Below are 25,017 nucleotides of genomic sequence, written 5' to 3' on the forward strand. Positions count from 1 at the left end.
GGCCATGACCGCGACGAAGTTCGTGCTGCCCGAGAGTGACATTCCGACGACCTGGTACAACGTGGTTCCCGACCTGCCCAAGGGACTGCCCCCGATGCTGCACCCCGGCACCCGGGAGCCCATCACCGCGGCGGATCTCGAACCCCTCTTCGCCACCGGCATGATCGAGCAGGAGTTCACCACCGAGCGGGACGTGGACATCCCGGGGCCGGTGCTCGACATCTACCGGCAGTGGCGGCCGAGCCCGCTCGTGCGCGCCCGCCGCCTGGAGCAGGCCCTCGACACGCCGGCCCGCATCTACTTCAAGTACGAGGGGGTCAGCCCGGCCGGCAGCCACAAGCCGAACACCGCCGTGCCGCAGGCGTACTACAGCAAGCTCGACGGCGTGCAGCGGCTGACCACCGAGACCGGCGCCGGCCAGTGGGGCAGCTCGCTCTCGATGGCCTGCGCGTACTTCGGCCTCGACTGCGAGGTCTTCATGGTGCGGATCAGCTACGACCAGAAGCCGTACCGGCGAGGATTGATGGAGACGTTCGGCGCGTCGGTCACCCCGAGCCCGAGCGACCGTACCGAGGCGGGCCGGGCGGCCCTCGCCGCCGACCCGGACTCCACCGGCAGCCTCGGCCTGGCCATCTCCGAGGCGGTGGAGGCGGCGATGTCCAGCGGCGGCGCCGCCAAGTACGCCCTCGGCTCGGTGCTCAACCTGGTGCTGATGCACCAGACGATCATCGGGCAGGAGGCGCTGCTCCAGCTCGCGATGGCCGACGACTACCCGGACATCGTGGTCGGCGCGGCCGGCGGCGGCTCCAACTTCGCCGGGCTGGCCCTGCCGTTCCTGCGCCGGCAGTTGGGCGGCGGCCCGACGGTGCGGTTCGTCGCCGCGGAGCCGGCCTCCTGCCCGTCGCTGACGCAGGGCAGCTACGACTACGACTTCGGCGACACCGCCGGGCTCACCCCGCTGGCCAAGATGCACACCCTCGGCCACGACTTCCACCCGCCGGCGATCCACGCCGGTGGGCTGCGCTACCACGGCATGGCGCCGATCGTCAGCGCGCTGCGGGACATCGACCTGATCGAGGCGCGGGCGGTCCCGCAGACCGCCTGCTTCGAGGCGGGCGTGCTGTTCGCCCGCAGCGAGGGCATCGTGCCGGCGCCGGAGTCCACCCACGCCGTGCGGGTGGCGGTGGACGAGGCGCTGCGCTGCCGGGAGACGGGCGAGTCGAAGGCCATCGTCTTCTCGCTCTCCGGGCACGGCCACTTCGACATGCAGGCCTACATCGACTACTTCGCCGGAAAACTGACGGACTGACCTCGCGAGGGGGTGGGCGCCACCGTGGCGTCCACCCTTCGCGACGAGCACCGGGGGTGCCATTGCACAGCGAAGCAGCGACCATCCTCGCCATCAACGGATCGGAACGGCCCGGTGGCAACACCGACCACGCCATCGCGTACGCGGGCAAGCTGATCGCCGAACGGGGCGCGATCCTGCGCACCATCGCGCTACGCGACCACCGCATCTCGCCGTGCAGCCCGTGCGGCGACTGCAACAGCCGTACCCTGCCCTGCCAGGTGGACGACGACGTCCCCGCCCTGGTGGAGCAGATGGCCAGCGCCGACGGGCTGATCTACGCGGCCCCGGTGCACGGCTTCGGCCTCGCCCACCTCATGCAGGTCTTCATCGAGCGGGCGGGCGTCGGCTACCTGCGTTTCACCCGGCCGCTGGCCGACAAGGTCGGCGGCATCATCGTCACCGGGCGTCGGTACAGCGACTCCTCGGTGCACAACCAGATCGTCAACAACCTGCTGCTCAACCGGATGATCCTGGTGGGCAGCGGCTTCCCCGTCCTGCTGCGCAACACCACCGGCGCTCCCGGCCTGACCGACGTCGAGGGCGTCGACGCGCTGGAGCGGATGGTGCACCGGATGCTCGACATGGTGCAGCTGCTCAAGCGGCACCAGGGGGTCGAGGGCGGTCCGGTCCTCCCGCGTCGCGACCGCAACGAGCGTGTTCCGCGGCCCCGCCGCACCGAAACCGTCCACACCAGAGGAGATATCGAGAATGTCCACTGAGCAGGTCGCCGCGCCGGTCGGCATCGATTTCCCGGCCACCGAGTGGGAGAGGTGGGACAAGCCGGGAGCCGAGGGGCGCGTCAAGATCTCGTACGTCGGAGGTCAGCGTCTCCGCCTGCTGGAGCTGCCGCCGGGTTTCGACGAGCACCACTGGTGCCTGCGTGGGCACACCGGCTACGTCCTGCAGGGCGAGTTCACCATCCACTTCCGGGACCGGTCGGTGCCGTGCCGCCCCGGCATGGGCTTCGTCATCCCCGACGACGAGGAGCACCGGTCCCAGGGCAGCGACGCGGAGCCCACGGTCGTCTTCGTGATCGACCAGGTCCCGCAGCCGTGAGCGATAAGCACCCGATCGCGCCGCCGGCCGGCTCCCCCCCGGCCGGCGGCGCCGACGGCCCGGCCCGGATCGCCGAGCTGCGGGTCGCCATCGACGCGCTCGACCAGCGGATCATCGCCCTGCTGGCGGAGCGCACCCGGGTGGTGCAGGAGCTCACCGCGCACAAGACGGACGAGGCGACAGTCCGATCACCCGACCGGGTACGACAGGTGCTCGACCGGGTGCACGACCTGGCCGCCCAGCACGGCATGCCGCCCGAGGTGGCGGTCGGCGCCTACCGGGCGCTCATCGACGAGCTGACCCGGATGCAGCTCGACATGCTGGCGGAGCGTCGGGCCGCCGTGCCACGGGCGGAAGAGCGATGAGTCACCGCCCGCCCGTCGACCTGCGGCACGCCCTGGCCAGCCTCGATCCGCTCCCGGGCGAGCTGGTCCGCGTCCCCACGGAGCTGCCCGCCCGCTACGGTGTCTCCGCCCACTACGCCCGCTGGGCGGGCGCTCCCGCCGCCCCGCCCACCGGCGCCGGCCCGGCGGTGCTCTTCGACCGGGTACGCCCCGACCACGGCCCGACCCGGGCGGTGCTGATGGGCCTCTACGGCACCCGCCGGCGTGCCTCCGGTCTGCTCGGCTGCACGCCGGCCGAGCTGCCGCACCGGCTGCTCGCCGCGGTGGCCGCACCCCGTCCGCCGGTGGCCGCCCCCGACGCGTCCCGCTGGCCGCGCGAGACGCTGCCGGTGGATCTGACCGCGCTGCCGGTGCCGGTCCTCACCGACGAGGACGCCGGCCCGTACCTGACCCTCGGCGCGGTGCTCGCCACCGACCCGGACACCGGGGTCCGCAACCTGTCCGTGCACCGGATGTGCGTGCAGGGGCCCGACACGTTGACCATCTGGATGGTGCCGGGCCGGGACCTGGAGCTCGCGCACCAGGCCGCTCTGCGCCGGGGGCGTCCGTTGCCGGTCGCGATCCACCTCGGCCTGAGCCCGGCGGTGCTGCTGTCGTCCTGCTGCCCGACCTCGCTGGTCCCGCCCGACCTCGACGAGCTGGCGGTGGCCGGCGCGCTCGCCGGTCAACCGGTGGAGCTGCTGCCCTGCGCCACCGTGGACGCCGAGTTCATCGCGCACGCCGAGTACGTCATCGAGGGCGAGTTGCTGGCCGACCGGGTGCCGGAGAGCGCGCACGGCACGGTGGCGACGCCGGAGTTCCTCGGCTACCAGGGTCGGGCGCATCCCTCGTTGCCGCTGATCCGCATCACCGCGATCACCGCCCGGGAGAGCCCGATCCTGCAGGCGGTCTCCGGGCCCGGCCACGAGCAGTCGGTGCTGCTCGGCTTCGGGATGGAGGCCGCGGTGCTGGACCTGCTGCGCCGCCGGGGGACACCGGCCCGGGCGGCGCACTGCCACACCGCGGGCGGCGGTCAGCTCATGGTGGTGCTGCAGTGGCCGGCCAAGCGCGGCCCGGCCGACGACCTCGCGGTACGCGCCGCCGCCGAGGCGGTGCTGGAGCAGTTCCGGATGGCCAAGCTGGTGCTGTGCGTGGACGAGGACGTCGACATCGAGTCCGATCAGGACCTGTGGTGGGCGATGGTCACCCGCTTCCAGGCCGACCAGGACCTGCTCGTGCTGCCGGACCGGGAGGGTTTTCCGCTCGACCCGAGTCAGCACACCGGCTACTCCCCGTCGCTGTCGGCGGACGGGCGCACGGCGAAGGCGGTCTTCGACTGCACCGTCCCGTACGCCCAGAGCGCGCGCTTTCACCGGCCCCGCTTCACCGAGCCGTCACGTCCCGTACCGCGGCGGCCAGCAGCGCCACTCCCTCGGTGATCTTCGCGGTGGGCAGCGCCGCGTACCCGATCAGGAAGGTCGGCTCGCTCGGCGGTCGGGTGACGAAGTAGCCCGAGGCCGGGTAGACCCGGACGCCGCGCGCGGCGGCGGCGCGCACGATCTCGGCCTCGCCGACGTCGCGCGCGCCGCCCAGGGTCACCAGCACGTGCAGCCCGGCGGCCGTGCCGGAGATCCGTACTCCCGCGCCGAAGTGTTCGTACAGCGCCTCCAGCAGCCGGGCACGCCGCTGCCGGTAGAGGCGGTCCATCCGGCCGATGTGCCGGGCGTACGCGCCGGAGGCGATGAACTCCGCCAGCGCCTCCTGGGTCAGCGTCGGGGTCAGCCGGTCGGTGATCCACTTGACGCCCAGGAACGACCGGACGAGATGGGGCGGCAGCACCGCGTACCCGATGCGCAGCGAGGGGAAGAGGGTCTTGCTGAAGCTGCCGACGTAGACCACGTCGGCGTCCTGCGGGTCGGCGGCCAGCGACGGCAACCGCTCCTGCGCGAAGGTGAACTCGTTGTGGTAGTCGTCCTCCAGCACCGTGGCCCCGTGTTCGCGAGCCCAGCGCAGCAGCGCCCGTCGCCGCCGCTCGGACATGATGAACCCGGTGGGGAACTGGTGCGACGGGGTGACGTAGACCAGGCGTACGCGGGCCGGGTCGAGGCCGTGCGCGCGGACCTGGCAGTCGATCTCGTCGACCCGCAGGCCCTCCTCGTCGACGGCGACCGGCACCACAGCGGCCCGTGAGTAGCCGAAGATCTGTCGGAGCACGGTGTGGCTGGGGTCCTCGATGATCACCACGTCGTCGGGGCCGACGAGCAGTCGGACCAGGATGTCCATGGCCTGGGTGGCGCCGCTGGTCACCACCGTGTTCTCGCGGGTGGCGTCCAGCGCGCGGCTGCGCCGCAGCAGGGCGGTGATCTGGGCGCGCAACGACAACGCGCCCTCGGCCGGGCCGTAGCCCAGGGCCACCGCGTCGGCCCGGCTCACCGCGTCGGCGAGCGACTGCCGCCACCGGGTCACCGGGAAGCTGGCCAGCGCCGGGGTGCCGTGCCGGAAGTCGTACGTCCCGTCCGGCCGGTGCATCGGCGCCGGTTCCCACGGCTTCCACAGCGCGCTGCCGGCGTCGGTGGGCAGTGGGGGCTCGGGTCGCAGGTGCGCGCGGGCGGCGCGGGGGGCGGGTGGCAGCGCGTCGGTCAGGGCCGTGCTGACCCGGGTGCCGGAGCCCCGGCGTGCGGTGAGCACCCCGTTGGCCCGCAGCAGCTCGTACGCCCGGGTCACCACCGTCCGGGAGACGCCGAGCTGGTGTGCCAGCTCGCGGCTGGGCGGCACCGTGTCGCCCGGGCGCAGCCGGCCGGCCCGTACGGATCCGCTGATCTGGTCGCAGAGTTGCTGCTGCAACGGAACGGAGCTGTCGCGGTCCAGCGTGACGAGGAGCTGGTCCGAACTCACCTGGACATGCTCCCCCGCTCGACGCCGGTTGCGAGTCTAGTCGCGCCGGCGTGCCGAACCGGCTGGTCTGCGACCGGCCACAGTTGATCGCCGGGCGGTCGGCGCAGCGGTGGTCAGGCTGCCCGGGAGGACCGTCGGCGGACCGGACGGTCGGTCTGCACGAACGTCGACAGCCGGCCGTCGACGAGTCGACCGAGCACGTCCAGGAAGATCCCCCGGTCGTGCGACGGGAGCGTGTCAAGGATGTCGCCCTGTAGCCGCGCGACGATCTGCCGCGCCTCGGCGACCAGTCGCTCGCCGTCGGGCGTGACGGTGACGATGCGGGCACGTCGGTCGGTCGTCGATGTGCGGCGTTCGACCAGGCCGGCGCGTTCGAGCTCGTCGAGGGTGACGACCATTGTCGTCTTGTCGATGCCGCACATGTCGCCGAGCTGGCTCTGGGTGAACTCGCCGGTGCGGCCGCGATCGAGCACGCAGTAGGCCCGCGTCGAGATGCCCAGGCCGGAGAGGGCGGCGGCGTGCTCCTGAGCCAGCGCGTGGGTGGCCCAGGACATCAGGAACATCAGGTCGGGCGCCGCGGCATCGGGCCCGGAGGTGCCGGTCGTCATGACGGCAGCCTAACAACTAGTTCGTGATTCGAACTATCTCAGAGCGGAGCATCTCTTCGTTCGCGTGGAAGTTAAGAACAAGATAGTAAAGAACAGAACATTCTGATACGGTTCGATCCCGACTGTCGATCCCCTCCACAAAGGAGTCATGTCATGTCTGCGGAAGCCTCCATGCCCCGCGCCGCCGACGGCGCGTCGCGCGTGCGCAACCGGTCCATCGCCCTCCTTGCCGCAGTGCTCGCCGCCGTGGTCGTGTGGCTGATCGCCACCGTCGGCGGCGCTGAGCTCACCGTCGACCAGGGCGCCGGCCCGCAGGACGTCACAGTGCTCGCCGTGCTCCTGACGTCCGCACTCGCCGCCCTGCTCGGCTGGGGCCTGCTGGCGGTGCTCGAGCGCCTCTCGGGTCGCGCCACCACGATCTGGACCGCGATCGCCGTCGCCGTGCTCGTGCTGTCGCTCGTGCCGGCATCGCTTGTCGACGCCTCGGCCGGCACCAGGGTCGCCCTCGTGCTGATGCACCTGGCGGTGGGTGTTGTCGTCATCCTGGGTTTCCGCAGAGGTGCGCGACGCGTCTGACGACGAGCGGTCTGCCGCGGGTCTAGTTGATGCCTCTGACCTGCGGCTTTGTCGGATCTCAGCAGGTGATTTCTCGGCCCGCCGGTGGTACGACTGATGCACGGAGGCGATGTTTCGAGGCCCGAGGGGCCTCAGCGGGGTGGGACGTCGCACCACCGCCGACCGGTGGGGCAGGCGATCCGGTCGGCGCTGCGGTGGCCAGCAGGAGGTACCGATCGTGCAGCTCGCAGGCACCACAACCCCGTATCGGTCAACTCGGATGACGGCCGTCCCGCCACCACCAGCGGCGGGACGACCGTGACCGAGAGCAGCGAGAACGCGGCCGCCTACGAACGCGGGGTGGGGGCAGGGCGCATCGAGCAGCGCCTGCAGGGGCACGACGAGCATCTGCGCCGGATCAACGGTTCGATCGACTCGATGACCCGGGCGTTGCAGGCTCTCACCGAGGAGCTTCGCGCCAACGCCGCCCTCCTGAGCGCCAACGTGGCCTCGGGGCGTCGGGACGCCGTGGAGCGGGACAAGATCGCGGCCGTCCGGATAGAGGAGGCGGGTCTCGTCGATTCCCGCAGGACGGGCCGGTGGACCAGGTGGCAGCGCTGGGGCGCCGTCGTCGGGGCCGTCATCCTGGTCGTCAACTTCGGCTTGGGGCTCTACCTCGCGTTCGGCCGCTGACCCGTCCTCAGCTGCGGGTGCGGCTCAGCGCCAGTCCACCGAGGCCGAGCGCGGCCAACCCCACCACGAGTGCCACGTATGCCCCGCCGCGCCCGTTGCCCGTGCCGATGCCGCCGTCGGAGGTCGCCACCACCAGCGCGCCGAGGGCGACGCCGATCAGCCCGGTCGCCAGGGCCACCGTCGCGCCGAGCAGCCCGCTGCCGGTGCCGACGCGGCTGGCGGGCCGGGCCAGGGCCAAGGCGCCGACGATCACCCCCGCCAGGCCCAGCAGAGCGCCCACGCTCGCCCCGAGTCGCCCGGCGCTCATGGTGGTGACGCTGGCCGCCAGGGGAGCGGACGAGGCGTACGCGGCGGCCGGCGCGGCCAGCCCTCCGGCCAGGGCGGACGCGGCAGCGGTGAACACCAGTCGGGCCCGCTTCGGGTGTGCTGAGGGGAGCATGTGCTTCTCCTTCGTCGTACGTTTCGTTGGTTGTCGTTCGATCCTGTCGCCGGTTGGGCCGCGGGTCGTCCGGCAGCCGGAGGCATTCCGCGCTGCCGCCACCGGCGCAGGCGGCTGCCGCGCACGACGCACCTGCGGCCCGACTACCGCAGGCGCGGTAGACGCCTCTCGGTCGTGCGCAGGAGTCGCTGACGCCGCAGGTCGGGCTAGGGTGCGCGCATGAGCACAGGGCGTGCAGCTCTCCGGGACTCGGCGATCGCCGTCGGTGTGGCGGCGGTGCTGCTGGTCGCCGGGCGGTCCGCAGACCGCTCCACAGTCGACAGCGACTTGCTGGGTTACTCGCTGCTGGTGGCCAGCGGTCTGGCGCTTGCGGCGCGTGGTCGGGCGCCCGTCGCCGTCCTCGCCGTCACCGGGCTGTGTGCCGTGGGTTACCAGGCGGTCGGTCTCGACGTGCCGGCGGTCGCCTTCCTCTTCGCGGTCTACACCGGCGTGCGGGCGGGCCACCGGGTCGTCACGGTCGTCGCCGCCGTGTTGATGCTCGTCGCTCTTCCCCTCACCGCCCTCGCCCCGCCGCTGCACCTGCCCCCGGGGGAGGCCTTCGCCCGGGCCCGGGGCGCGCTCGAACTGGCGTGGCTGATCGCCGCCGGCGCCGCGGGTGAGGCGTTGCGGCAGGCTGAGCGGCGGGCGGACGAGGCCGAGCGCACCCGGGAGGAGACGGCGCGACGCCGCGCCGACGAGGAGCGCCTGCACATCGCGCGGGAGCTGCACGATTCCCTCACCCACCAGATCTCGATCATCAAGGTGCAGGCCGAGGTGGCCGTGCACCTGGCCCGCCGGCGCGGCGAGGCGGTGCCGGAGGCGCTGCTGGCGATCCGGGAGGCCGGCCGTGAGGCGAGCCGGGAGTTGCGCGCGACCCTGGAGGCCCTGCGGGACGACGGCAGGAACCCGCCGCGCGGCCTGGACCACCTGCCGGAGTTGGTGCAGCGGGCCCGGATGGCCGGGCTGGACGCGACGTTGACTGTCGAGGGCGAACGACACGCCGTGCCGGCGGCGGTGGACCGGACGGCCTACCGGATCGTGCAGGAGTCCCTCACCAACGTCGCCCGGCACGCCGCCGCGGCCACGGCGTCGGTCCGGGTCGACTACCGTCCGGACGCCCTCGCGATCCGCGTCGACGACGACGGCGATGCCACGCTGGCCGCCGTGCCGACGCCCGGAGTCGGGCTGCTCGGGATGCGCGAACGGGTCACCGCCCTGGGCGGTCGCCTCCACGCGGCGCCCCGGGACGAGGGTGGCTTCACCGTCCACGCCGAACTCCCCGTCGGCCCGCCCGGATGATCCGCGTCCTGCTGGTCGACGACCAGGCGCTGCTGCGCAGTGGCTTCCGCGCCCTCCTGGACATCGAGGACGACATCGAGGTGGTGGCCGAGGCCGCCGACGGCCGCGAGGGGGTCGCTCTCGCCCGGCGTCACCTGCCCGACATCGCGCTCATCGACATCCAGATGCCGGTGCTGGACGGCATCGAGGCGACCCGGCTCATCGCCGCGGACCCGGCCCTGGCCGGGGTGCACGTCGTGATCCTGACCAACTACGGCCTCGACGAACACGTCTTCCACGCGCTGCGCGCCGGCGCCGCCGGCTTCCTCGTCAAGGACATCGAGCCGGAGGACTTCCTGCACGCCGTACGCGTCGCCGCGCGGGGTGACGCGCTGCTCGCGCCCTCGATCACCCGCCGACTCATCGACAGGTACGTCGCCGAGCCGCGTCACCTGCGAGCCCCGACCGGTCTGCGGGAGCTGACCAGCCGCGAACGTGAAGCAGTCGTCCTGGTCGCCCAGGGCCTGTCGAACGACGAGATCGCCGCGCGCATGGTGATCAGCCCCCTGACCGCCAAGACCCACATCAACCGGGCCATGGCCAAGCTGCACGCCCGCGACCGCGCCCAACTCGTGGTCATCGCGTACGAGTCAGGTCTGGTGGCCCCGCGCCACGACTGACCCTCGGCGGCTCGCCGCGTACCAGGGGCTGCGCGCAGCCTTGCCGCGCGGGGTCCGGTCCTGCGCGTGCCATGATTGCGCCCATGGGCAAGCAGCAGCACGTCGGCGGGGCCGACCGGGACAGCGGGTCGGGTGCCACGGCCGACCGTCCGACCGGTGATGGGGCGGACGCGCGGCTCGCCGTCGCAAACGACCCCGCAACGCCACAGATGACCCTCATCGACCTGGCATCCGATGCGTCGACAGCGGTCCGCAAGGCGGTCGCGGCCCGGCCGGACGCGCCCGCGCAGGCCCTACGGTCGCTGACCCGCGACCATGATCGTCATGTCCGGGAGGCCGTGGCGCGCAATCCCGCGACGTCGGCCGGCAATCTCCTGCGCCTGGTCAAGGACGCGGACCGGTGGGTCCGCTGGGCCGTCGCCGGCAACCCGGCCTGCGACGAGTCGGTCCGCCGGGTGATGGCCGCCGCGCCCGACAAGGAGCTTCGGGGCCTGCTCGCCGAGTCCCGCGAGTTGGAGCCCGAGCTGGCCGCCCGGCTGGTCGACGATGTCTCACCCGAGGTGCGGGAGCGGCTCGCGACGCACACCCAGGACCCGGATGTCATCGTCGCCCTGCTGGCCGACCGCACCGTCCGCGTCCGCAAGGGGCTCGCCCGCAACCCGCGGACCACCGCCGCCCAACGCGGCGCTCTGGCCAGGGACCCGGCGGTCGACGTGCGGGTTGCGCTGGTCCGCGCGCTGGAGCTGGACGAGGCGGATCTGGAGGCCCTGGTCGACGACCGTTCGGTGCAGGTCCGGCTGGCGATGGCCACGTCCGAGATCATCCCGGCTGACGTCCGCCAGCGGCTCGAAGGCGACACCGACGACATGGTGGCCGCCGCCGCGCGGGACTTCCGGCCCGGAGCCGCCAGCACCCCGGTGGTACGGGCTCCCCGCATCGGTTCCCGGCGCTCCGGCACCGGCCCGGGTCGACCGGGTCGCGCCGCCCGCTGAGGCCCGCCCGGGGTTGCCCGGCCGGTCGGGTCACCGCCGCGACGCGCTCGTCCGCGAGGGGGAGGGCGGGACGGCCCCGGAGCCGGTCGTGGACGGCGGCGCTCCCTCGACCGGGAGATCGCGGCCGGCGAGGCGGCGCAGAAGTTCCCGGATCCGGCGCTTGTCGGCGGCGGAGACCGTGTCGTCGAGCAGCCGCCGCCGGATGGTGCCCATGTCCGCCTCGACCTCCGCCAGCACGTGCGGCGTCACGACGGCGTTCGGCATCGCGAGCGGCCGGATCGCGGCGGCGATGGAAAGGCCGAGGGTGGCGCAGAGGCTGCGGACCTTCGCCAGCTCCGGGTAGCGCTGCCAGTCACCGGCGAGCCAGCGGAACAGCGTCGAGCGGCTGACACCGGTGTGGTGCGCGATGTCGCCGACTGTCCAACCGTGCTCCTCGCGGGCGTCGTCGACGGCCTGGCGCACGAACTGCGCGAAGGCCATCTGGGGTGTCGTGGGATAGGTGTCCATCCTCAGCCGTGCCCTCCCATCCGGGATCGCCTCGGGTGTGCCGGGCTCGACGGTCAGTTTTTTTCATCGGTCAACGCGGCGGTGGCACTGATCGTCTATCAGCTTCTGCGGTGGCGCAGCGGTGGCCGGCTCAGCTGCTTACTCGTTCGAGGTGGGTCGGATACTCAAATGCCGCTGGTCGCTGCGACCGGTCGTCCCGTTCTGGACCGCCCGTCCCGTTCACGGGTTGTGACGGTCACCGCAGCACGACCGCTGCATCGTGTGATCTGGGTACCGTTCGTCGAATCAGGTACCGTCCCCTGTCACACCGTCTTCGCACCAACCTGGCTTCCTGTCACAGGGGAGCCGAACCGGAGGGACACTCGTGAGAGTCCGTAGCGCAGTCCGTCAGGCTGGCCTCGTCGCGGCGGTCGCCGCTCTGGCGTTGAGCGCGGGATGCGCCAAGAAGGATGACAGCGAGGTCCAGGCCAGCGGGGTCAAGCTGGTCGAGGCCGGCAAGCTGACCGTCTGCACCCACCTGCCGTACCCGCCGTTCCAGTCGAAGGACGCCAGCGGCAAGGTCACCGGGTTCGACGTCGACGTGATGGACCTCGTGGCCAAGGAGCTGGGCGTCGAGCAGACGATCATCGACACGCCGTTCGAGGGGATCAAGTCCGGTCAGGACCTGAACACCGGCAAGTGCGACGCGGCGGCCGCCGGCATGACCATCACCGCCGAACGGCAGAAGGTGATGAACTTCTCCGACCCGTACTTCGACGCGACGCAGGCGATGCTGGTCAAGACCGGCAAGCCGTACAAGTCGCTCGACGACCTGCGGGGCAAGAAGCTCGGCGTCCAGGCGGCCACCACCGGCCGTGACTACGCCCGCAAGTTCGAGAAGGAGAAGGGCCTGCAGCTGGTCGAGTTCGAGGATCTCGCCGCCCTGCAGCAGGCCGTCGCCAACGGCCAGGTCGAGGCCGCGGTCAACGACCTGCCGGTCTGGACCGAGTACCTCCGCAAGAACCCGGGTGGGTTCGAGGTGACCGCCGAGTTCGACACCGGCGAGCAGTACGGGTTCTCGGTGAAGAAGGACGGCAACCCGGAACTGCTCAAGAAGATCAACGAGACGCTGGCCAAGGCCAAGCAGGACGGCTCGTACGACTCGATCTACGAAAAGTGGATCGGCAAGCGGCCCAGCGCCTGATCGACGCTCAGTGGGGAAGGGCGCGCGTCTCGCGCGCCCTTCCCGTCGACACACTCCGGGAAGGCAACGAGCCGACGTGAAGCTGCGACGCCGCCAGCGGGAACGACTGTCCCTCGGCATCCAGTACCTGGTCTTCGTCGCGATCATCGCCGTGGTGCTCTTCGCCGCGGACTGGGGCAGGCTCAAGGACGCGTTCTTCCGCGTCGACATCATCGAGTCGATGTTCCCGACGATCATCACCGTGGCGCTGCGCAACACGATCCTCTACACGCTTGGCGCGTTCGCCTTCGGCCTCGTGTTCGGCACCGTCCTCGCGCTGATGCGGCTGTCCCGGGTGGCGCCGTACCGCTGGCTGGCGACCGCGTACATCGAGTTGTTCCGGGGGCTGCCGGCGCTGCTGGTGCTCTTCCTCGTCGGGTACGGCATCCCGATCGCCTTCCCGGAGCGGGAGATTCCCGGCGGGGTGTTCGGCTCGATCGCGATCGGTCTCGGCCTGACCGCCGCCGCGTACATGGCCGAGACCATCCGGGCCGGCATCCAGGCCGTGCCGAAGGGGCAGATGGAGGCGGCCCGCACCCTCGGCATGTCGCACTTCACCGCCATGCGCACCATCGTCATCCCGCAGGCGTTCCGGATCGTCATCCCGCCGCTGACGAACGAGCTCATCCTGCTCACCAAGGACTCGTCGCTGGCCTACGTGCTGGGCGTGACGGCGCAGACCATCGAGGTCACCAAGTTCGGCCGGGACATGCTCAACGACCGGGTGAACGCCACGCCGCTGCTGGTGGCCGGCCTCGCCTACCTCGTCATCACCCTGCCCCTGTCCCAGGTGGTGCGCCGCCTCGAACTCCGCTACGCCAAGGCCCGGTGACCCGCATGACGACCACCCCGTCCCGTCCCGCCGTCGAGATCCGCGACCTGCACAAGTCCTTCGGTTCGCTCGAGGTGCTCAAGGGCATCGACTTCGAGGTCGGCCAGGGCGAGGTCGTCTGCGTCATCGGACCGTCCGGCTCCGGTAAGTCGACGTTGCTGCGCTGCGTCGACCTGCTGGAGGAGCCGACCGCCGGCACGATCTGGGTGAACGGCGTCGAGATGACCGACCCGGACGTCGAGATCGACGCGGTGCGTCGGGGCATCGGGATGGTGTTCCAGTCGTTCAACCTGTTCCCGCACCTGACCGTGCTGAACAACCTCACCATCGCCCAGCGGCGGGTGCTGCGGCGTGGTCGCGCCGAGGCCGAGCGGATCGCGCGGGCCAACCTGGAGCGTGTCGGTCTGACCGACAAGGCCGACGCGTTCCCGGCGCAGCTCTCGGGCGGGCAGCAGCAGCGGGCCGCGATCGCCCGGTCGTTGTCGATGGAGCCGAAGCTGATGCTCTTCGACGAGCCGACGTCGGCGCTCGACCCGGAGCTGGTCGGCGACGTGCTCACCGTCATGCGGGGGCTCGCCGAGGACGGCATGACGATGATGGTGGTCACCCACGAGATGGCGTTCGCCCGGGACGTGGCGGACCGGGTCGTGTTCATGGACGGCGGCGTCGTTGTCGAGCAGGGGCCGCCGCAGGAGGTGCTGGGGGCGCCGAAGCACGAGCGGACCCGCGCGTTCCTCGCCCGGGTCCTCGACCCGACCCGGGTGGAGCGGCTCGGTCAGCCCGCCCAGTCGCCCGAGCCGCCGGAGGTTCCCGGCCTGCCGACGGACGGCCGGCACACCGTCTGACCGCGCCACATCGCCTGGTCAATCGACGTACGTTGTGATCTCGCGGTAATCTTCCTGCAATCAGACCTGTACTTTCGTCGATGGATTACATAAGTTGTGTTCATCCATCGAAAGTTCTGAGTCTTCCGAGCGAAGTCCGCGACGATCCTCACCTCAGTCGTGCTGCCGCCTTGTGCTCGGCGGTCGATGCACCCTGCCCTCGTCGCGTCTTCGCCCGGTCGGGAACGGAGACCCATGGACGATCACGCCGTTGGCTCCCATCGCCACCTGTCCCGCCGATCACTGATCGCCACCGGGGCCCTCGCCGCCGGGGCGCTGGGCGCGTCCGCGCCCACGCTCGGCGACGCGTTCGGAGGCAGCCCGGCCCGGGCCGCCGCCGGAGTGACCAAGAAGGTCACCATCTACGCCGAGCAGTTGCCCGGCGGACTGTTCGGGTACGGTCTCGCACCCGGACAGGCCACCGTGCCGGGGCCCGTGCTGGAGATCTACGAGGGTGACACCCTGGAGATCACCCTGGTCAACACCACCGACCAGCGGCTCTCCATCCACCCGCACGGCGTGGACTACAGCACCGACTCGGACGGCAGTCCGCTCAACGCCTCGTTCAACAACCCCGGCGAAACCCGGACGTACGTCTGGCGCTCCCACGAGATGGTGGCCGCGTCGGGTCGCCGGTACATGCCGGGCAGCGCCGGCTACTGGCACTACCACGATCACGCCATGGGCACCGACCACGGCACCGCCGGAGTCGCGAAGGGCCTGTACGGGGCCCTGATCGTCAGGCGCCGGGGCGACATCCTGCCGGACAAGCAGTTCACCGTCGTGTTCCACGACATGACGATCAACAACCGGATGGCCCCGGACACGCCGATGTTCGAGGCGAACCTGGGCCAGCGGGTGGAGTGGCTCGCCATCGGGCACGGCAACCTGTTCCACACCTTCCACCTGCACGCGCACCGCTGGGCGGACAACCGCACCGGAATGCTGGAGGGGCCGGCCGACCCGAGCCTGGTCATCGACAACAAGGACCTCAACCCGGGCAGCTCGTTCGGGTTCCAGGTGCTGGCCGGCGAGGGCGTCGGACCCGGTGCGTGGATGTACCACTGCCACGTGCAGAACCACTCCGACGGCGGCATGGCCGGGATCTTCCTGGTGCGCAACGCCGACGGCAGCATGCCCCCCGGCGCCGAAGAGGCGATCCACCGGTTCCAGGGCCACACCCACACGCACGGAAGCTGACGAAAGTGGGGACGGGGATGACCAGAGACGTACGACGAACCCTCGCCGCGGTAGCGGCCTTCGCCACACTCATTCCGGCCACCGCCACGGCCACGGCGGCCAACGCCGCGCCGCGACCCGCGGCCGCCGCCCAGGCGGCACAGTCGCCCGGGACGGCAGTGCTCGTGTTCCACGGGCCGGTGGCCGAACAACAGGACCCGGTGTCGCGCGCGGTGGACACCATCCGACAGCTTGCGGCCAGTCATGACATCGATGTCACGGCCACCACGGACCCGGCGGTCTTCACCGCGACGGGGCTGTCGGCGTACCGCAGCGTGGTCTTTCTCTCCGCGACGGGCGCCGCGCTCAACCGCGACCAGGAGGCGGCGCTCCAGAGCTACATGAAGGCCGGCGGCGGCTTCGTCGGCATCGCCGACGCCGCCCGCGCGCAGGTCGATTCCACCTGGTTCACCGGCCTGATCGGCGCCCGCCCGGCGGGCGCCATCCCGGTCGCCGAGCCGGTGGCCGGGGTGACCGCCAGCGGTGACAACCCGCCGAGCGAGACCAAGGAGAAGCTGACCGACGGCGACGCCAACACCAAGTGGCTGGTCCGCACCCCGACCGCGTGGGTGGCGTACCAGCTGGCCGCACCCAAGCGGATCACCGGGTACGCGCTGACGTCGGCCAACGACTTCGTCGGGCGGGACCCGAAGGACTGGACCCTGCAGGGCTCCAACGACGGGCAGAACTGGTCCGATCTGGACCGACGCACCAACCAGAGCTTCGCGGAGCGGTTCCAGACCCGCCGGTTCGACATCGCCGCGCCGCAGGAGTTCAGCCGCTACCGGCTGAACATCACCGCCAACAGTGGTGAGCCGTTGATCCAGCTCGCCGATCTGCGCCTGTTCACCGGCGCGGCCACCGCGCCGCCGCCGACCCCCGTGAACCGGGCCGTCGTCGACATCCTGGACCGCAAACACCCGGCCACGGCGTCGCTGCCGCTGACCCTCACCCGCTCGGACCGCTGGGACAACTGGGACCCGAACCCGATCGGCAGCGTGCACACCCTCGCCCAGGTCGAGGAACGGCACTACGACCCGGGTCCGGGCGCCAACGGCCCGTTCCACCCGGTGTCCTGGTGCCGGGACTACGACGGCGGCCGGTCGTTCTACACCGGCATGGGCCACACCGAGGGCAGCTACGGCGAGGAGGCGTTCCGTACGCACCTGGCCGGGGCGCTGAACTGGACCACCGGCCGCGTACGCGGCGACTGCCAGGCGACGATCGCCGCGAACTACAAGGTGGAGCGGCTCACCGCCGCCAACCAGACCGGGCAGCTGGACCAGATCGGCGAGCCGCACGGGCTCACCATCGCGCCGGACGGCACGGTCTTCTACGTCGGCAAGGCGGCCTGCCCGACCGGCCCGATCGCGGACTGGAACGACCCGAAGGTCGGCCTGGGCTGCGGCACCATCCACTCCTGGGACCCGCGGACCAAGCAGGTCAAGCTGCTCACCACCCTGGAGGTGATGGGCAACCGGGGCAGCGGCTCGGAGTTGGTGAAGAACGAAGAGGGCCTGCTCGGCATCGTGCCCGACCCGAAGTTCGCCGAGAACGGCTGGCTCTACGTCTACTGGATGCCGCACGAGTCGATCGACCGGGTGCAGCGGGTCGGGCAGCGCACGGTCTCGCGGTTCACCTACGACCGCGAGGCGCAGAGCATCGACCAGGCCAGCCGCAAGGACCTCCTGAAGTTCCCGGTGCAGATCCACAGCTGCTGCCACGCCGGTGGCGGCATGGCGTTCGACGCGAAGGGCAACCTCTACGTCGGCTCCGGCGACAACAACTCCTCCGAGGGGTCGCAGGGCTACTCCGGCAACAACTGGACGCAGGAGTACCAGGGCATCTCGTTCCAGGACGCCCGTCGTACGGCGGGTAACACCAACGACCTCGCCGGCAAGATCATCCGGATCCACCCGGAGGCGGACGGAACGTACACCATCCCGGAGGGCAACCTGTTCCCGCCCGGCACCGAGAAGACCCGCCCGGAGATCTACGTGATGGGCGTACGCAACATCGCCCGCCTCCAGATCGACCCGGAGCACCAGTGGCTGACCGCCGGCTGGGTCGGCCCGGACGCCTCGTCGCCCAGCCCCACCCTCGGCCCGGCCAAGTACGAGACCGCCACGATCATCACGTCGGCCGGCAACCAGGGCTGGCCGTACTGCATGGGCAACCGGCAGCCGTACCGGGACCGCAGCAGCACCGACGCGACGGTGCTGACCGGCTGGTACGACTGCGGCGACCTGAAGAACACCTCACCGCGTAACACCGGGCTGGTGGACATCCCGGCGGCCCGGGACAACATGATCTGGTACTCGCCGGACGGCGGCGGACCGGTCTTCCCGAAGCGCACCGACGGCAGCGGCCTCCCGACGTACGTCGCGGCCGACGCCACCTACACGCAGCCGTACCTGCGCGGCGGCGGGCAGGCCATCATGTCCGGTCCCACCTACCACCGCGACCGGGTCGATCCGGACAGCACGGTGGCGTGGCCGGCGTACTGGGACGAGAAGTGGTTCATCGGCGACCAGTCGAACGCCGCCAACCGGGTCGCGGTCACCGTCGACCCCGCCGGCGTGCCGACGGCCACCCCGCCGGTGTACGCCGAGTCGCTGCGGGCCATCATCCCCAGCGGCAACGGCGACACCAGACTCCAGAGCTGGATGGACGCCAAGTTCGGCCCGGACGGCGCGCTCTACCTGCTCGACTACGGAGGCGGCTTCTTCAGCCTGCACCCCAACCAGAAGCTCATCCGGATCACCTACACCGGCGGAGCGCCCACCCCGGCACCGGCGGCGACCTCCGTCGCCGTGCAGAGCAAGCCGTTGACGATCGCCTTCACCGGCTCGAAGTCCGGCGGCGTGAGCCACCGCTGGGAGTTCGGCGACGGCACCACGTCGACCGAGGCGGACCCCCGGCACACGTACGCCAAGGTCGGCACCTACACCGCGAAGCTCACCGTCACGTACGCCGACGGCGAGACGGCGACGGTGCAGACCACGGTCACTGTCGGCTGCGCGGTGCCGGACTCCCGGGCCACGGTCTGGCTCGGCGACACGGACACCGGCGTGCCCAGCCGCACGGTCGGGCAGGGGTGCACGATCAACGACCTGATCGACGACGAGAGCACCTGGCCCGACCACAACGCCTTCGTCCGGCACGTGAGCGCGGTGACCCGCGGGTTGCAGGACGACGGCCTGCTCAACGCCCGCGAAGCGGGCACGCTCACCCGCCTGGCGGCCGCGTCCGAGATCGGCCGGGACGGGCGCACCGGCTACGAGCCCCTCTACGACGGCACCGCCGAGTCGCTGCGCGGTTGGCAGCAGGCGCCGACGGGATCGTTCAGCATCCAGCCGGACGGGGCACTGCGTTCCAGCGGCGGCCTCGGCATGCTCTGGCACACCAGGGAGTTGGGTGACTTCTCGCTGAAGGTGCAGTTCAAGGACATCGCACCGGGCACCAACCGGGCCAACACCGGCGTGTTCGTCCGCTTCCCGGACCTGCGAACCCCACTGGAGCAGCGGCCACCGGGCAGCTGCGGCACGGTCGGGTCGGCCCGGACCTCGCCGGCCTGGATGGCGATCTACTGCGGACACGAGATCCAGATCTACGACGGAGAGACCGGCGAGCCACAGAAGACCGGCTCGGTCTACAACTTCGACCCGGTACCGCTCGCCCAGGCCGGCGTCACGCCGAAGAACGTGTGGAACGACTACGAGATCCGGGTGGTCGGGCAGCACTACACGATGATCCGCAACGGCGTGGTGATCAACGAGTTCGACAACACGCCCGGCAAGGAGTCCTCCCGGGCCGGCGATCCGCCCACCGACCTGCGGCAGTTCCTGTCCGGCTTCATCGGCCTGCAGAACCACGGTGACAACGACCTGACCGAGTTCCGCAACATCCGCGTGCGCGAGCTCTAGGAGAGACGATGATCCGACGACTCACGGCCGCGGTGGCGGCGCTCCTGCTCACGGTCACGGCGTTGGCCGCGCCACCCGCCTCCGCCGCACCGCGCGCCGCCGCGGACCAGGTGCTGACCTGGACCGCCGACGACAACATCACCCGCTACAAGTCCGCGCCCACCCAGGCGGTGGCCGGCGCGGCGACGATCATCTGGGAGAACAGCGCGGCCACCGGCAACACGACCGGAATGCCGCACACCCTGACCTTCGACACCAGCACCGAGGGCTACAACCACGACGTCACAGTCAACATCCTGGCCAGCCCGTTCGACGCCAACAACGGCCGCCACCAGGCGACGGTCACGCTGACCCCGGGCCGGTACCGCTACTTCTGCTCGATCCCCGGCCACAGCCAGATGGTCGGCGAACTGGTGGTCACCGACGGCGGGGGAGGCGACGACACCACGCCGCCGACGGTCACCGCCGCCGTGTCGGGCGACCGCGACCAGGACGGCAACTACGTCGGTGCGGCGACGGTGACCGTCGCGGCCACCGACGCCGGCTCGGGCGTGCAGACCGTCGAGTACCAGGTCGACGACACCAGCTTCGCGCCGTACACCCAGCCGGTGCGCATCAGCGCGGTCGGCGACCACTCGGTGCAGTTCCGGGCCACCGACCAGGCCGGCAACACGAGCACTGTCGGCTCGGTGTCGTTCCGGATCGTCGAACCGACCGAGGAGGACACCACCGCGCCGGTGGTCACGGCCGCGCTGGCCGGCGACCGCGACGGCGACGGCAACTACGTCGGTACGGCCACCGCCACGCTCACCGCCACCGACGCCGGATCGGGCGTCGCCACCATCGAGTACGCCCTCGACGACGCCGCCTTCACCGCGTACACGAACCCGGTCGTGGTGACCGCGGTCGGGATGCACATGCTGCACTTCCGGGCGACCGACGTCGCCGGCAACACGTCGGCGGAGCAGATGTCCCACTTCACCGTCGTCGCCCCGCCGGAGGAAGACGACACGCCGCCGACGGTGGCCGCCGCGGTCACCGGCGAGCGGAACGCCGACGGCGCCTACGTCGGCGCAGCGACCGTCACTGTCACCGCGACCGACGCCGGCTCGGGCGTGGCGTCTGTCGAGTACGCGCTCGACACCGGCGGCTGGACCGCGTACGCCGGCCCGGTCACCGTCCGCACCCCCGGGGCGCACACCCTGCGCTACCGGGCGACCGACACCGCGGGGAACGCCGCCGCCGAGCAGTCCAGCACCTTCACGGTGGTGGCCGACGGCACCGACGCCTGCCCCGCGTCCGACACCCGCGACACGGTGATCATCGACGGTGCCGACACCGGCGTGGTCAACGCCGACACCGGCGACGGCTGCACCATCAACGATCTGATCGACGAACACGCCGACTACCCCGGCCACGCCGCCTTCGTCCGACACGTCGAGGCGGTCACCACCGCTCTGGTGAGCGCCGGAACGCTCACCAAGCGGCAGCAGGGCGCCATCGTCCGGGCCGCGGCCGGATCGGACGTCGGCGCATGAGCACCCGAATCTCATCGACAGGGAGTACCACGATGCCCGGACGTACCGTCGCCAAGCTGGCCACCGTGACCGCCGTCATCGCCGCCTCGGTGCTGGCCGTGGCGCCCACCGCCCACGCCGACCTGGTCACCCACTGCATCGGCACCGGCGGTGCGGTGACCGTGCCCAACGACCTGCTCGTCCCGGCCGGTGAGTCGTGCGCGCTGACCGGCACCACGATCACCGGCAACGTCACAGTCGCCGCCGGCGCGAACCTGGTGGTGACCGGTGGCCGGGTCAGCGGCGAGGTACGCGTCGCCGCCGACGGCTACCTCGACGCCACCGAGACGAGCGTCGACGGCCAGGTGGTGCTGGCCGCCGGCGGTTACGGGGTCTACCTCTCCAACGCCCAGACCGGTGCGGTGACCGTCCGGCCGAAGGGCTCGGCCACCATCGACAGTTTCCTGTTCGCCGAGGCGGCGACGATCGGCGGGAACGTCACCGTCGGCGCCGGTGAGGTACGGCTCGACGGCGGCACCCAGGTGACGCGCAACGTCAGCAGCACCGGCACCTACTACACCGACGTGCACGACTCGTTCGTCGACGGCACCCTGTCGGTGCTCAACAGCGCCACCGGCAGTGTCGTGTGCGGCAGCGCCGTGCGGGGTCGGGCCACGTTCGCCGGCAACCTCGGCGGCGTCCAGCTCGGCCCGAACGGCGCTCTGGACAGCTGCGCGTCCGGCGGCTACTGGGGCGCGGACGTCAGCGTCACCACCACCACCGGCGGCGTCACCGTCGACGACAACATCATCAACGGCCAGTTGACGGTGACGGGCAACAACCCGGCCGCGCAGGTGGCCGCGAACAACCGCATCCGCGGTGACGTGACGGGCGACCAGGCCGCGCCGGGCGCCAACCGGGCGGCCCGGATGGCCGCCGCCGACCGGGACGACGCGGGCGACCAGCGGGCCGAGGTTCGTCGTACCTCGGCGGTGCAGGAGGCCACCGCGGCCGGCGCCGCCCGGCTCTAGCCAGCGGATCGACGCCAGCTGGCGTCGGGTCGGACGGCACACGGTCGTCCGACCCGACGCCAGCGGGTCACCGGGTGAGCCCCCGCGCGCCTACCCCGCCCGCTGCGCCCCGATCGCCGTCGGGAGTCCGCCGCGGCCCCGCACGCCGAGCTTCACGTACGCCCGCTGGAGGTGGTTCTCCACCGTCCGCACCGACAACACCAGCTTGGCCGCGATCGCGGCGTTGTCGTGCCCGGCCGAGGCCAGTTCGCAGATCTGTCGCTCCCGGGGGGTGAGCCCGTCCCGGTCCGACGGCCGGGGGCTCAACGGGGGCCAGTATCCGCCGCACCGCTCCCGCAGCAGGTCCGCGCGCCGGGCCAGCAGGTTGGCCCGGCGCTGGTCGCCTCGACGCTGGCAGGCCCGCTCGGCGGCGACCACGGCCTCCAGCCCGAGCGTCAGGTAGCCGCTCGCCTCCAGGGCGCTGCCGACGCGTTCCAGCGCGGCCGGGTCGTCGGCGGCGAGCGCGTGGGCGTAGTCGGACCACAGCGCGAACAGTGGACTGTCACAGTCGGCGGTGACCGTGCGCAGCCGCTCGGCGGTGGCGGCCCCGGGCTCCAGGCGGGACAGCAGGTGCAGGCACTCGACGGTGACCGTCGTCGCCTGCCCGGCACGCCCCTGCAACTCCCGCAGCGTGGCGACGGCCGTCGCCGGGCGGCCCTCCGCGGCGGTCAGCCAGGCCGCGGTCAGCTCGGCGTCGATGGCCACCAGCCCGCCGCCGTGCGGCCCGTCGCCGTCGGAGCGATCGTCGACGAGCTGCCGCAGCAACCTCCCGCTCTCCTCCAGCTCACCCACCTGCGCCGCCACGTACGCGTTCGCCGACAGCACGTAGTCGCGGATCGGGAACAGCGTACGGTCGGCGGTGAGGGTCCGCGCCTCGTGCAGCCAGCGCATCGACCGCCGCATCTGCCCGGCGTGGTAGGCGCACTTGCCCAGGGAGAAGGCGAGCAGACCCACCGCGTCCGCCGCTCCCCGCGTGACCGCGTCCCGGTAGTAGCGTTGCGCCAGCCGCTCGGCGTCGTGCAGTCGCCCGGACAGCACCAGCGCCTGCACGTGGCAGGCCTGCGTCGCGGCGCGCATCGTCGGCCACGTCTCCGGGATGTCGACCTCTCCGGTGTCGAACATCCGCACCGCCTGCCCCGGCTGCCCGTCGAACAGCAGCAGGTACGGCAGCAACGCCGCGACCGCCGTCGCCAACAGCGGGTCCCGGGGCCGGTCGGCGGCCAGGCGTGCCATCAGGGCGCGGGCGCCCCCCGCGTCGCCGCCGAACGCCGCGATACCCACCTCCGCCGCGAGCAGCCCGGCGCGCGCGTCGGCGGGCAGGTCACGACGGCCCCCGTCGATCACCTCGCGGGCGCGGTCCGGCCGTCGCTCTCCCCAGTACATGTTCAGCGCTCGCAGCGCCGTCGCCTCGGCGCGGTCGCGCGCGTCGTCGAGGTTGGCCGCGGCGCGTGCCAGGTGCCCGTCGGCCTCGTCGCCGCGCCCCTGAGCCACCAACGCCCGGCCCACCTGCCAGTCGCCCCGCGCCGAGTCGACCCTCCGGCCCAGCCGCTCGGCCAACGGCGCATCGTGGCGGCGCAGCGCGTACTCCGACGCCGCCAGTAGGTCGTCCGGATCGACAGGCAGATCCGCCTCGCAGCGCCAGGCCGCGATCCGGGCCCGGGCCTCGGTGCCGACGCCGTCGACGCCCGCCAGCGCCTCGGCCAGGGTCCGGCGCAGCCGGCGGGCCCGTAGCTCCCCGGTGCGGTTGCGGACCACCTCGGCGTACAGCGGATGGCTGGTCTGCACCAGCACGCCCGTGTCATGCCGGACCAGGCGGATCAGGCCGCGCTCCTCGAGCCGTTCCGCGACGGGCGAATCGACGGTCCGCTCGATCAGCGCCAGCGGAGCCGGCTCGGCGTGCGCGACGTACCGTAACGCCTCGGCCTCCTGGGCGGTGAGCGTGCCGAGGGTCTGCTCGATGAGGTCGGACAGGTGCGTGGAGCACAGCGACTCGGCGGGCCACGTCCACATCCCGTCGCGCTGGACCAGGCCGCCGTCGCGCAACCCGCACCGGAGCGCCTCGCGCAGAAAGAGCGGGTTGCCCTGACTGATCCGCCACAGCGCGCCGACCGTCAGGCCGTCGACCGGGCCGCCGAGACCCTCGCGGACCAGCACTGCCGTCTCGTCCGGGTCCAGTGGCGGCACGTGGACCCGGTCGACCGCGCGGAAGCGGTGCAACGCCGCGACCGGCGCCGCGGCCAGGGCGTCACCCCGGACACTCGCGACCACCCGCACGGTGCCACCCACGACGAGGCGTTCCAGGAGCGCCCCGGACGCGTCGTCCAGCCAGTTGAGGTCGTCCACCCCGACCACCACGCCCCGGCCCGCCGCGACCTCGCGCAGCCGGCGCTCGACGTCGCGAAAGACGTCGGCGACACTCGCGTCCGACGGCTGGGGCAGCCGGCTGGCGAGCACGCCGAACGGCACGCCACGCCAGCCCGGAGTGGCGGTGACCCGCAACACGACATGCTGGCGCCGCAGCGCCTCGGCCAGCACCTCCTCCAAGAGTCGGCTCTTGCCCACCCCCGGATCGCCGGTGAGCAGGACCCCCCAACCCGCCGACGCGGTGAGCGCCTCGACCGCCCGGTCACGCTCGCGTGCCCTGCCGACGAACGGCCAGCCGGCGTCCCCGTCGACGAAACCACCTGATGCAGCCACGGAACCCCTTCAACCCGGCCGGGTGCCCGCCCCGGGCCCGGTCGCCATCTCCGTCCTCGATCCGCTCGCTTGGCCGGACCGTGTGTACCGCGGCGGTCTGGGTGGCGCGGGCCCCACCCTCACACACCCCCGCCCGGTGGCGCCGTCAGCTTCC

The 25,017-nt window shown here is 72.0% G+C and carries 21 protein-coding genes and 1 pseudogene; 17 read left to right on the forward strand and 5 right to left on the reverse strand.

The window, feature by feature from the left end; genetic code table 11:
• The first annotated feature begins 4 nt into the window (after positions 1-4).
• From AB0B97_RS01090 to AB0B97_RS01110, 5 genes are read left to right on the forward strand one after another with little or no spacing between them, the layout of a single operon-like run.
• Positions 5-1,309, forward strand: a complete 1,305-nt coding sequence (locus AB0B97_RS01090; RefSeq protein ID WP_234581762.1) for a TrpB-like pyridoxal phosphate-dependent enzyme — start codon at positions 5-7, stop codon at positions 1,307-1,309.
• Positions 1,310-1,365: 56 nt separating this feature from the next.
• Positions 1,366-2,070 carry a flavodoxin family protein gene (locus AB0B97_RS01095; RefSeq protein WP_357489589.1) on the forward strand — a complete coding sequence of 235 codons (705 nt, stop codon included), beginning with the start codon at positions 1,366-1,368 and terminating at the stop codon, positions 2,068-2,070.
• On the forward strand, positions 2,060-2,407 hold the full coding sequence (locus AB0B97_RS01100; RefSeq protein ID WP_234581760.1) for a cupin domain-containing protein: 348 nt from the start codon (positions 2,060-2,062) through the stop codon (positions 2,405-2,407). Before AB0B97_RS01095 ends, AB0B97_RS01100 begins: the two co-directional genes overlap by 11 nt.
• The gene (locus AB0B97_RS01105; RefSeq protein WP_357489591.1) at positions 2,404-2,772 is read left to right on the forward strand and encodes a chorismate mutase; all 369 of its coding nucleotides are present in this window, start codon (positions 2,404-2,406) and stop codon (positions 2,770-2,772) included. Before AB0B97_RS01100 ends, AB0B97_RS01105 begins: the two co-directional genes overlap by 4 nt.
• Positions 2,769-4,229, forward strand: coding sequence for a UbiD family decarboxylase (locus AB0B97_RS01110; protein ID WP_357489592.1), 1,461 nt, complete (start codon positions 2,769-2,771; stop codon positions 4,227-4,229). The genes AB0B97_RS01105 and AB0B97_RS01110 overlap by 4 nt, the downstream gene beginning before the upstream one ends.
• On the opposite strand, the gene AB0B97_RS01115 is transcribed toward AB0B97_RS01110, so the two are convergent.
• Positions 4,174-5,685 (reverse strand): PLP-dependent aminotransferase family protein, encoded by a 1,512-nt coding sequence (locus tag AB0B97_RS01115; protein WP_357489594.1) that lies wholly within the window; start codon positions 5,683-5,685, stop codon positions 4,174-4,176. The genes AB0B97_RS01110 and AB0B97_RS01115 overlap by 56 nt on opposite strands.
• Before the next feature lie 113 nt (positions 5,686-5,798).
• Positions 5,799-6,293: a MarR family transcriptional regulator gene (locus tag AB0B97_RS01120; RefSeq protein ID WP_357489595.1), complete on the reverse strand. Its 495-nt coding sequence runs from the start codon at positions 6,291-6,293 to the stop codon at positions 5,799-5,801.
• Positions 6,294-6,446: 153 nt separating this feature from the next.
• Here AB0B97_RS01120 and AB0B97_RS01125 point away from each other — a divergent pair, with 153 nt between their 5' ends.
• Together AB0B97_RS01125 and AB0B97_RS01130 are read left to right on the forward strand one after the other, a co-directional pair.
• The gene (locus AB0B97_RS01125) at positions 6,447-6,869 is read left to right on the forward strand and encodes a DUF6069 family protein (RefSeq protein WP_357489596.1); all 423 of its coding nucleotides are present in this window, start codon (positions 6,447-6,449) and stop codon (positions 6,867-6,869) included.
• 297 nt (positions 6,870-7,166) lie between these two features.
• On the forward strand, positions 7,167-7,541 hold the full coding sequence (locus AB0B97_RS01130) for a hypothetical protein (RefSeq protein WP_357489598.1): 375 nt from the start codon (positions 7,167-7,169) through the stop codon (positions 7,539-7,541).
• 7 nt (positions 7,542-7,548) lie between these two features.
• On the opposite strand, the gene AB0B97_RS01135 is transcribed toward AB0B97_RS01130, so the two are convergent.
• Positions 7,549-7,980: a DUF6223 family protein gene (locus AB0B97_RS01135; RefSeq protein WP_357489599.1), complete on the reverse strand. Its 432-nt coding sequence runs from the start codon at positions 7,978-7,980 to the stop codon at positions 7,549-7,551.
• A gap of 219 nt (positions 7,981-8,199) precedes the next feature.
• Here AB0B97_RS01135 and AB0B97_RS01140 point away from each other — a divergent pair, with 219 nt between their 5' ends.
• From AB0B97_RS01140 to AB0B97_RS01150, 3 genes are all read left to right on the forward strand, one after another.
• Positions 8,200-9,318, forward strand: a complete 1,119-nt coding sequence (locus AB0B97_RS01140; RefSeq protein ID WP_357489601.1) for a histidine kinase — start codon at positions 8,200-8,202, stop codon at positions 9,316-9,318.
• The gene (locus tag AB0B97_RS01145; protein ID WP_357489602.1) at positions 9,315-9,977 is read left to right on the forward strand and encodes a response regulator transcription factor; all 663 of its coding nucleotides are present in this window, start codon (positions 9,315-9,317) and stop codon (positions 9,975-9,977) included. The genes AB0B97_RS01140 and AB0B97_RS01145 overlap by 4 nt, the downstream gene beginning before the upstream one ends.
• 83 nt (positions 9,978-10,060) lie before the next feature.
• Positions 10,061-10,969 (forward strand): hypothetical protein, encoded by a 909-nt coding sequence (locus AB0B97_RS01150; protein WP_357489604.1) that lies wholly within the window; start codon positions 10,061-10,063, stop codon positions 10,967-10,969.
• Positions 10,970-11,071: 102 nt separating this feature from the next.
• On the opposite strand, the pseudogene AB0B97_RS01155 reads toward AB0B97_RS01150, so the two are convergent.
• Positions 11,072-11,476 (reverse strand): annotated as a pseudogene (locus AB0B97_RS01155) (helix-turn-helix transcriptional regulator); the annotation flags it as partial.
• A 364-nt stretch (positions 11,477-11,840) separates the two neighbouring features.
• Here AB0B97_RS01155 and AB0B97_RS01160 point away from each other — a divergent pair.
• From AB0B97_RS01160 to AB0B97_RS01190, 7 genes are all read left to right on the forward strand, one after another.
• Positions 11,841-12,659: a basic amino acid ABC transporter substrate-binding protein gene (locus AB0B97_RS01160; protein WP_357489605.1), complete on the forward strand. Its 819-nt coding sequence runs from the start codon at positions 11,841-11,843 to the stop codon at positions 12,657-12,659.
• 76 nt (positions 12,660-12,735) lie between these two features.
• On the forward strand, positions 12,736-13,530 hold the full coding sequence (locus tag AB0B97_RS01165) for an amino acid ABC transporter permease (RefSeq protein ID WP_234581748.1): 795 nt from the start codon (positions 12,736-12,738) through the stop codon (positions 13,528-13,530).
• A 5-nt stretch (positions 13,531-13,535) separates the two neighbouring features.
• Positions 13,536-14,375, forward strand: a complete 840-nt coding sequence (locus AB0B97_RS01170) for an amino acid ABC transporter ATP-binding protein (protein ID WP_357489606.1) — start codon at positions 13,536-13,538, stop codon at positions 14,373-14,375.
• A 234-nt stretch (positions 14,376-14,609) separates the two neighbouring features.
• Positions 14,610-15,614, forward strand: coding sequence for a multicopper oxidase domain-containing protein (locus AB0B97_RS01175; RefSeq protein ID WP_234581746.1), 1,005 nt, complete (start codon positions 14,610-14,612; stop codon positions 15,612-15,614).
• A gap of 17 nt (positions 15,615-15,631) precedes the next feature.
• Positions 15,632-19,579 (forward strand): ThuA domain-containing protein, encoded by a 3,948-nt coding sequence (locus AB0B97_RS01180; RefSeq protein ID WP_357489608.1) that lies wholly within the window; start codon positions 15,632-15,634, stop codon positions 19,577-19,579.
• 8 nt (positions 19,580-19,587) lie between these two features.
• The gene (locus tag AB0B97_RS01185) at positions 19,588-21,117 is read left to right on the forward strand and encodes a plastocyanin/azurin family copper-binding protein (protein ID WP_357489609.1); all 1,530 of its coding nucleotides are present in this window, start codon (positions 19,588-19,590) and stop codon (positions 21,115-21,117) included.
• A 32-nt stretch (positions 21,118-21,149) separates the two neighbouring features.
• Entirely contained in the window at positions 21,150-22,127 is a 978-nt protein-coding gene (locus AB0B97_RS01190; protein WP_357489610.1) for a hypothetical protein, read from the forward strand.
• A gap of 90 nt (positions 22,128-22,217) precedes the next feature.
• Here AB0B97_RS01190 and AB0B97_RS01195 read toward each other — a convergent pair whose 3' ends face one another.
• Complete coding sequence (locus tag AB0B97_RS01195) at positions 22,218-24,863, reverse strand: AAA family ATPase (protein WP_357489612.1); 2,646 nt, start codon at positions 24,861-24,863, stop codon at positions 22,218-22,220.
• Positions 24,864-25,017: the final 154 nt, after the last annotated feature.

The sequence above is a fragment of the Micromonospora sp. NPDC049004 genome (assembly GCF_040649315.1).
Classification (GTDB): domain Bacteria; phylum Actinomycetota; class Actinomycetes; order Mycobacteriales; family Micromonosporaceae; genus Micromonospora.

Bases quoted from the DNA above. Each gene is read 5' to 3' on its own strand.
- AB0B97_RS01090 (WP_234581762.1), top strand. From the start codon at position 5: ATGACCGCGACGAAGTTCGTGCTGCCCGAGAGTGACATTCCGACGACC.
- AB0B97_RS01100 (WP_234581760.1), top strand. From the start codon at position 2,060: ATGTCCACTGAGCAGGTCGCCGCGCCGGTCGGCATCGATTTCCCGGCC.
- AB0B97_RS01110 (WP_357489592.1), top strand. From the start codon at position 2,769: ATGAGTCACCGCCCGCCCGTCGACCTGCGGCACGCCCTGGCCAGCCTC.
- AB0B97_RS01120 (WP_357489595.1), bottom strand. From the start codon at position 6,293: ATGACGACCGGCACCTCCGGGCCCGATGCCGCGGCGCCCGACCTGATG.
- AB0B97_RS01125 (WP_357489596.1), top strand. From the start codon at position 6,447: ATGTCTGCGGAAGCCTCCATGCCCCGCGCCGCCGACGGCGCGTCGCGC.
- AB0B97_RS01135 (WP_357489599.1), bottom strand. From the start codon at position 7,980: ATGCTCCCCTCAGCACACCCGAAGCGGGCCCGACTGGTGTTCACCGCT.
- AB0B97_RS01140 (WP_357489601.1), top strand. From the start codon at position 8,200: ATGAGCACAGGGCGTGCAGCTCTCCGGGACTCGGCGATCGCCGTCGGT.
- AB0B97_RS01145 (WP_357489602.1), top strand. From the start codon at position 9,315: ATGATCCGCGTCCTGCTGGTCGACGACCAGGCGCTGCTGCGCAGTGGC.
- AB0B97_RS01150 (WP_357489604.1), top strand. From the start codon at position 10,061: ATGGGCAAGCAGCAGCACGTCGGCGGGGCCGACCGGGACAGCGGGTCG.
- AB0B97_RS01170 (WP_357489606.1), top strand. From the start codon at position 13,536: ATGACGACCACCCCGTCCCGTCCCGCCGTCGAGATCCGCGACCTGCAC.
- AB0B97_RS01175 (WP_234581746.1), top strand. From the start codon at position 14,610: ATGGACGATCACGCCGTTGGCTCCCATCGCCACCTGTCCCGCCGATCA.
- AB0B97_RS01180 (WP_357489608.1), top strand. From the start codon at position 15,632: ATGACCAGAGACGTACGACGAACCCTCGCCGCGGTAGCGGCCTTCGCC.
- AB0B97_RS01185 (WP_357489609.1), top strand. From the start codon at position 19,588: ATGATCCGACGACTCACGGCCGCGGTGGCGGCGCTCCTGCTCACGGTC.
- AB0B97_RS01190 (WP_357489610.1), top strand. From the start codon at position 21,150: ATGCCCGGACGTACCGTCGCCAAGCTGGCCACCGTGACCGCCGTCATC.